Annotated in this window: 6 protein-coding genes; 2 read left to right on the top strand and 4 right to left on the bottom strand. The window is 42.3% G+C overall.

Going from position 1 to position 7,330, the window contains the following annotated elements:
• Positions 1-90 precede the first annotated feature (90 nt).
• Positions 91-1,878 (top strand): aspartate--tRNA ligase, encoded by a 1,788-nt coding sequence (aspS, locus tag IQ264_RS30545; protein ID WP_193986143.1) that lies wholly within the window; start codon positions 91-93, stop codon positions 1,876-1,878.
• 156 nt (positions 1,879-2,034) lie between these two features.
• Here aspS and IQ264_RS30540 read toward each other — a convergent pair whose 3' ends face one another.
• From IQ264_RS30540 to IQ264_RS30530, 3 genes are all read right to left on the bottom strand, one after another.
• A complete protein-coding gene (locus tag IQ264_RS30540; RefSeq protein WP_193986141.1) occupies positions 2,035-3,297 on the bottom strand; it encodes a hypothetical protein in 1,263 nt (420 codons plus the stop codon).
• A 182-nt stretch (positions 3,298-3,479) separates the two neighbouring features.
• Entirely contained in the window at positions 3,480-3,656 is a 177-nt protein-coding gene (gene rpsU / locus IQ264_RS30535) for a 30S ribosomal protein S21 (protein ID WP_073594437.1), read from the bottom strand.
• 229 nt (positions 3,657-3,885) lie between these two features.
• Positions 3,886-4,212, bottom strand: coding sequence for an RNA recognition motif domain-containing protein (locus IQ264_RS30530; RefSeq protein WP_193986139.1), 327 nt, complete (start codon positions 4,210-4,212; stop codon positions 3,886-3,888).
• Between the two features lie 212 nt (positions 4,213-4,424).
• Here IQ264_RS30530 and IQ264_RS30525 point away from each other — a divergent pair, with 212 nt between their 5' ends.
• The gene (locus IQ264_RS30525) at positions 4,425-4,700 is read left to right on the top strand and encodes a DUF6464 family protein (protein WP_193986137.1); all 276 of its coding nucleotides are present in this window, start codon (positions 4,425-4,427) and stop codon (positions 4,698-4,700) included.
• Between the two features lie 319 nt (positions 4,701-5,019).
• Here the strand turns inward: IQ264_RS30525 and ftsH2 are convergent, their stop codons facing one another.
• Entirely contained in the window at positions 5,020-6,912 is a 1,893-nt protein-coding gene (ftsH2, locus tag IQ264_RS30520; protein WP_193986134.1) for an ATP-dependent zinc metalloprotease FtsH2, read from the bottom strand.
• Positions 6,913-7,330 lie beyond the last annotated feature (418 nt).

Genomic DNA, 7,330 nt, shown 5'->3' with positions numbered 1-7,330 from the left:
CCCCATCTCCCCAGTCCCCAGTCACCCCCGCAATAGGGCATAATGGTGAAGTTTTCCAATTTTTAGTGTTTGAATTTTACATCAACAGGTATGCGAACTCATTATTGCGGTCAACTCCGAAGTTACCATGTGGGAGAAACGGTCACTCTTTATGGATGGGTGGATCGTCGCCGCGATCACGGGGGTGTGATATTTTTAGATTTGCGCGATCGCTCTGGGATTGTACAAATTGTTAGCGATCCAGTACGCACTCCAAATTCATATCAAGACGCTGAGAAAATGCGTAACGAATATGTGGTAAAAATTACTGGTCGGGTAACGCCACGTCCAGCAGATTCCCTGAATCCACGTATTCCCACTGGTGAGGTGGAAGTTTACGCCGATGAACTGGAGTTGCTCAATCAAGTATATAAGCAATTGCCGTTCCAAGTGTCAACGGCGGACGAGGAAGCTGTTAGGGAAGAGTTACGTCTGAAATATCGGTATTTGGATTTGCGACGCGATCGCATGACTGCTAATTTACAACTTCGCCACCAAGTTGTCAAAGCAATTCGTCGTCATTTAGAAGATGAAAAGGGTTTTATTGAAATTGAAACCCCAATTTTGACTCGTTCGACTCCCGAAGGTGCTAGAGATTATTTAGTACCGAGTCGCGTTAACCCTGGCGAATGGTATGCTTTACCTCAATCTCCCCAATTATTTAAACAGTTGTTGATGGTTTCGGGGTTCGATCGATACTATCAAATTGCGCGTTGTTTCCGCGATGAAGATTTACGCGCCGACAGACAACCAGAATTTACTCAGTTAGACATGGAAATGAGTTTCATGTCGCAAGAAGAAATTATGAAACTGAATGAAGATTTGGTTTGTTATGTTTTCCAAACTGTTAAAGGAATTGAATTACCTCGTCCTTTCCCACGTTTAACTTATGCGGAAGCGATGGATCGTTATGGTTGTGATAAACCGGATACTCGCTATGGTTTAGAGTTAGTAAATGTTTCCGATTTGTTTAAAGATTCGGGATTTAAGGTGTTTGCGAGTGCGATCGCATCTGGTGGAATGGTAAAAGTTTTACCAATTCCAGGGGGAAATGATGCCATTTCTAATGTGCGAATTAAACCAGGTGGCGACTTGTTTAAAGAAGCTAGCGAAGCTGGTGCAAAAGGTTTAGCTTATATCCGCGTCCGCGACAACGGAGAAATTGACACCATTGGCGCAATTAAGGATAATTTGACCGAGGAACAAAAGCAAGAATTACTCGATCGCACAGAAGCGAAACCCGGTCATTTACTATTATTTGCTGCGGATAAAACTGAAGTAGTAAATAAAACTTTGGATAGATTACGTCAGGTAATTGCACAACAATTAGGTTTAATCGATCAAAATAAAATTAACCTGCTTTGGGTGACTGATTTCCCAATGTTTGAATGGAACGCAGAAGAAAAGCGTTTAGAAGCATTGCATCACCCATTTACCGCACCAAATCCTGAAGATTTAGCTGATTTGAAAACTGCTAGAGCACAAGCTTATGATTTGGTATATAACGGTGTAGAAGTTGGTGGCGGAAGTTGCCGGATTTATCAGCGGGAAGTTCAGGAAAAGGTGTTTGAGGCGATCGGTTTATCCCCCGAAGAAGCACGCAATAAATTTGGCTTTTTGCTAGACGCATTTGAATATGGCACCCCACCTCACGGAGGAATTGCCTACGGTTTAGATCGTTGGGTAATGCTATTAGCTGGTGAAGAGTCTATTCGGGATGTAATTGCATTTCCGAAGACACAACAAGCGAGGTGTTTGTTAACAAATGCACCATCTAATGTAGATGAAAAACAATTGAAAGAATTGCAAGTGCAATCAACTTACAAACCGAAAACTTAATTTAGATCCCCCTAAATCCCCCTTATTAAGGGGGACTTTGAATCAAATTCCCCAAACAGAGGTTCTTTGAATCTGGTTCCCCCCTTTTTAAGGGGGGTTAGGGGGGATCAAACCTTCTCTCTCAAGAATGCAGCAAAAAAGCGATCGCACTTTCCTTTAACTAGCAGTTACCAACTCCAATGGTTTCTTCGGAACAATAAACATTAACTCTGCACCTTCCGGTTTATCCTCATTAGCAGGAGTTAATTTTAGCCAATCATGAAAACTAATTCCTAGTTGCCTGATAGCTTGAATTTCTGTTTGATAAGATTCAAAACGGCGATTAGTTTCCACCATAGATTCTATAACTTCTAAAACTTGAGGAAGACGTTTATCAGCCTCTTGTTTTAATTCTCCCTGATTTGGGCCAAACAACCCTCCTTTAACCTCAATACGAGTTAAAATTGCTGGTGGTAGTGATTCCACCCATTTATTCGGATTTTGTGCCAGTTTAAATAGATTTTCTCGTTGAAGCTCAAAGAGGGCATTTTCATCTAAATTTGGGTCAATCCATTGGTAAATTCGAGTCAATCTACGCAAGTCAATTTGATCTTTGAACTGAGGCTGTAAGTATGCTGCTGGGTTAGTTGTAAGAAGAAGATCGACGTATTGCTGAATAAAAGAACGGACAACTTTTGCTCCTTCTTGAAAGCGACTAAGTGCTGTATCATGTTCTTCCAACTCTAGATAGCAACGTGCTTCAGCAAGGTAAGCTAAAGATAATGTCAACAAATACTCATCAGCAATTTGGCTCTTTTGAGCAAGTTCTGTTTCAGTGTAATCGGTATAAATATGTTCAGCTTCTAAGAACAGGCTGATAGCACTTAAAGCGCTGCTTCTACGGTTTTCAGCTTTACTCATCGTAAAAGCATTAATTGCCAAATTGATTGCAGCCCTAAACTTAGCATAAAATCCCAAATCAATTTTGCGGTCAATCTTTTTTAAGAGTTCTTCTGCTTTTTTTAAGCGTTGCTCCAATTCATTAAGGCGTTGGTTGATTACAGCAAATCCCATTACTGAGACACCTAAGTTAAGCATACTAAGAGCAGTAGTTACTTGCAAAGCTCCTTCAACTTGCTGTAAACCTTTCCCAACTAACCCTAACTGCTTTTCTATTCCACCTAGTTGCTGTTTGACATCAGAAAATCCCTTTGCTGAAATAGCTGTATTTGCACCTGAAACTATCAAGTTAAGTACACCAGTGACAGGATCAGCAGGCAAGGGTAGGTTAGAAGTAATTAAGCCAGCTTCCCGTAACCAAGCAACCACTTGCTTAGATCCTACTTCCCGAATCACACCGCCAATTCTTTCATAATTTCCATCTGCTAGTCCCTTGGTGATCCAATCAGCAAGTGTAAATGTTACTGTAACTGTGTCCATATTCGTCTCGTAATTTTTAAAAGATTAGAGGTGGTTCTGTATCCCTCTTTGGTAGTATTCCCAAATTCCAATAAAAAAACGATCGCACCCCGCCAACTTTCCATAAAAAAACGATCGCACTCTCCAACCAACCCTTTTCGAGTTCAGAGAGTGCGATGATAAAAATAACTAAAAACTATTAACTAAAACTGTTTTTTCCGTCTTCTAGAAATAGCCTTGCGTTTGCGTTTTTCTGGAGGGGTTTCAAAGTGACGCAGACGCTTAATATCAGAAAAAATTCCAGCTTTGGAGACTTGACGTTTAAACCGACGCAACGCCGATTCCAGCCCTTCATTTTCCCCGACAATTATTTGGGTCATTCTGACTACTCCTAGCTTCGGTGAATTTTCGGACACCTACTTAGCGTCCTTATTAGCAGAAATGGGAGAGAAAAGCGATCGCTTACTGCACACTATGCGAAGGCACTCACTCGTCAATACCTAAAAATACAGAAGCATTCCGTTTTGCTATATCTTTCTGAAAAATCAGAAGCGCAAACGAAATGCCCCTGAATAGAAAATTTAAAAAAACCTTGATTAGCGTTGAATCTTAATAGCGATTACGACCACCACCATAGCCACCGCCGCCACCGCCACGACCACCACCATAGCCGCCGCGACTACCACCACGATCTTCACGAGGTTTGGCTTTATTAACTTTTAAGCTACGACCCATCCATTCTGCACCATCAAGTGCATCAATAGCAGCCGTCTCTTCAGCTTCAGTTGCCATCTCCACGAAAGCAAAGCCACGCATCCGACCAGTTTCACGGTCTGTGGGTACTTGAACGCGCTTTACAGCGCCATACTCAGCAAATACTTCGTTGAGGTCTTTTTCTGTAACTTCGTAGGATAAGTTCCCTACATAAATAGACATTGGTTCTCTCCTGAATCAGGTATTGCAAAGATTACGATTCGGAGAGTCGCTTGTGAGTACTAACAACAAACAGTGTCACCGAATTTCATCATCGAACCACATTTTAGCATATCACTTCCGTTAATTTGTCAAGGGTTCCTCTTCCCAGAGTAGAATTTTTTCGGCAAAATATCTTAAAAGAGAGCCAATTAAAAAAATGGCAGGTTGGTAGTGTGTTGCAAACATTGCTAATATTCTTAATCGGTTTAATTCCCCCAATAATCTCGCTCTGGGTAATTCGTCAAGCAGAAATCAGAGGCCGAGAAAGGTTGAGATTAGCCATACAAAGAGCTTCTCTTACGCCCTTATTGGTGCCGCCTCAACCGCCAAATCAACATTATCTAGGCGACACTAGCTGTAAATTTAATGCGCGATCGGCCCATTTGCGTTGTGCCATCAATCCTTATGGGCCATGTGAAGGCTGTGTTCATTATCAGATGAGGGATTAGGGACTGGGGACCGCCATCGACTGGGGACTCTTGGGACAAGGAGACAAGGAGACAAGGAGACAAGGAGACAAGGAGACAAGGGGACAAGGGAAAAATTTATTTATGGCAGAAGGCAGAGGGCAGAAAACTTCAAAGATTTAGTAGTTTTCTTGATTAATCGTGAGTAATCTAATAATCAATTCTGCTCATCATGTTAATCATTTAATTCTGAGCAATCTAATAATCAATCCTGCTCATCATGTTAATCATTTAATCCTGATAAAAAAATAGGGATGACGTTAATCATCCCTACTTAACCTATTCACCTAGAGCTTGAAACTTATATCTGAGGAACGTATTCTTCTTTCTCAGGAACAACAGTGTACTCAGCAACAATTTGGCGGAATTCTTCACCGTCGATCGTTTCTTTTTCCACTAGAAGATCTACCAAGCGATCGATCACCGTGCGATGATCGCGCATAATTTGTTTAGCATCTTCATAACATTTACCAACGATCGCTCTTACTTGAGTATCCACACGAGAAGCAATTTCTTCCGAATAATCAGAACGAGTCATCAAGTCCCGTCCTAAAAATACCTCACTGCTTTGACCTTCCAAAGACAACGGCCCCAAATCAGACATCCCCAAACGAGTTACCATTTGTCTAGCCATGCCAGCCACCTGTTGCAAATCGCCACCAGCACCAGTAGTCACTTCCGCATCTCCGAAAATAACTTCTTCAGCAGCACGACCACCCAAAGCAGCAGTAATTCTCGCCTTCAGTTGCGACCTAGAAGTTAAACCTTGCTCCTCATTAGGAGTAAACCAAGTCAAACCTTTAGCTTGTCCTCTGGGAATCAAAGTCACCTTTTGTACTGGGTCATGGTCTTTCAACAAAGTACCAACAATAGCATGACCAACTTCGTGATAAGCAATTAACCGCTTAGTTTTGCTATCTACCAAAGGAGTACCTTCCATACCAGCAACCACACGGTCAACCGCATCGTCAATTTCCGGCATGGTAATGCCTTCTTTGCGCCGTCTGGCAGTTAAAATTGCCGCTTCGTTCAGCAAGTTCGCTAAGTCTGCACCTGTAAAACCAGGAGTGCGACGAGCAATAGCTTCTAACGAAACTTCATCAGATAACTTCTTATTCCGGGCATGAACTTGGAGAATTTCCAAACGTCCTTTAAGATCGGGCGCATCCACAGTTACTTGTCTGTCAAAACGTCCCGGACGCATCAAAGCAGAATCAAGCACATCAGCGCGGTTAGTAGCAGCAATGATGATAATACCTGTATTGCCTTCAAAACCGTCCATTTCGGTGAGCAATTGGTTTAAAGTTTGCTCTCTTTCGTCGTTTCCGCCACCGATACCCGTACCCCGCATTCTACCGACCGCATCAATTTCATCGATGAATACTAAGCAAGGAGCGTTTTCTTTCGCTTTTTTGAACAAGTCGCGGACACGGGAAGCACCTACACCCACGAACATTTCCACAAATTCTGAACCGGAAATGCTAAAGAAAGGAACACCAGCTTCTCCAGCAATAGCTTTAGCTAACAGAGTTTTCCCAGTTCCCGGAGGGCCAACTAATAACACACCTTTAGGAATTCTGGCACCAACAGCACTAAAGCGTTCTGGTTGTTTTAAGAAAGTAACAACTTCTTGTAGTTCTTCTTTTGCTTCTTCAATTCCGGCCACATCATCGAATTTAATTCCGGTTTTCGCTTCCATCATGAATCGGGCGCGAGATTTACCGAAATTCATCGCTTGTCCTGGCCCACCGGGAATGTTGCTGGAACGACGGAACAAGAAAAACAATCCGGCAATTAATAAAACGGGGAATACTAAGTTACCTAACAATCCCCAAATTGCGCCATCGTTTCTCATGGGATGGGAAGCGAAGCTAATATTCGATTCTTTGAGTTTGGCAATTAATTCTGGGGCATTGGAAGGTAAATCTACTCGCCAGTGTTGAACTTGGGAACCTAAAACTGGTTCTGGGTCGATACCTTCTACAATAGCTGTCCGACCACCCTCATAGAGGTCAACGCTGGTGACTCGACCGGAATCTAAATATTCTAAAAATCGTCCATAGCTCATGCGGGTACTAGCGGCATTTCTGCCTGTATCCATCGCTGATGAAGAGAATGCCCCTTGCCACAGGAAAAATCCTATAAGTAGCGCAGGCAACATCCACAGTACTACGACTTTCCAGGAAGACTTCATAGTTGGGTGGCCTCTAAATGCAATTTAAACAAAATAGGTTCTCGATTACACAAATAAGTGCTTTTCAAAGGAGAGTCAGATAAATTTTTGCTGTTTAAATTAAGGCAGAAGGCAGAAGGCAGAAGGCAGAAGGTAAAAAGCTATTAATTTTTTTTGGTCTGCATACTTATCTTCGCTATCCTGCACTAATGTCTTTTTAGAGCCAAATGGCTTTCCTTAAGACAAAAGCGTGTAACAGCAAACAAATCTTAATTAAATTTAACTTACTTTTCATAATTAGGGCAAGACTGTTGAGAAGGCAGAGGGCAGAAGGCAGAAGGCAGAAGGTAAGAAAGGCTCCAAGGCAGAAGGCAGAAAATAAAAATTCCCCTTGTCCCCTTGTCCCCTTGTCCCCTTGTCCCCTTATCCCCTTATCTCC

The organism is [Phormidium] sp. LEGE 05292, assembly GCF_015207735.1.
In the GTDB taxonomy this organism is placed as follows: Bacteria; Cyanobacteriota; Cyanobacteriia; order Cyanobacteriales; family Aerosakkonemataceae; genus Floridanema.
Note: the sequence above shows the minus strand (reverse complement) of the source record. Positions and strands in the feature narration are given on the sequence as shown.

Bases quoted from the DNA above. Each gene is read 5' to 3' on its own strand.
- aspS (WP_193986143.1), top strand. From the start codon at position 91: ATGCGAACTCATTATTGCGGTCAACTCCGAAGTTACCATGTGGGAGAA.
- IQ264_RS30540 (WP_193986141.1), bottom strand. From the start codon at position 3,297: ATGGACACAGTTACAGTAACATTTACACTTGCTGATTGGATCACCAAG.
- rpsU (WP_073594437.1), bottom strand. From the start codon at position 3,656: ATGACCCAAATAATTGTCGGGGAAAATGAAGGGCTGGAATCGGCGTTG.
- IQ264_RS30530 (WP_193986139.1), bottom strand. From the start codon at position 4,212: ATGTCTATTTATGTAGGGAACTTATCCTACGAAGTTACAGAAAAAGAC.
- ftsH2 (WP_193986134.1), bottom strand. From the start codon at position 6,912: ATGAAGTCTTCCTGGAAAGTCGTAGTACTGTGGATGTTGCCTGCGCTA.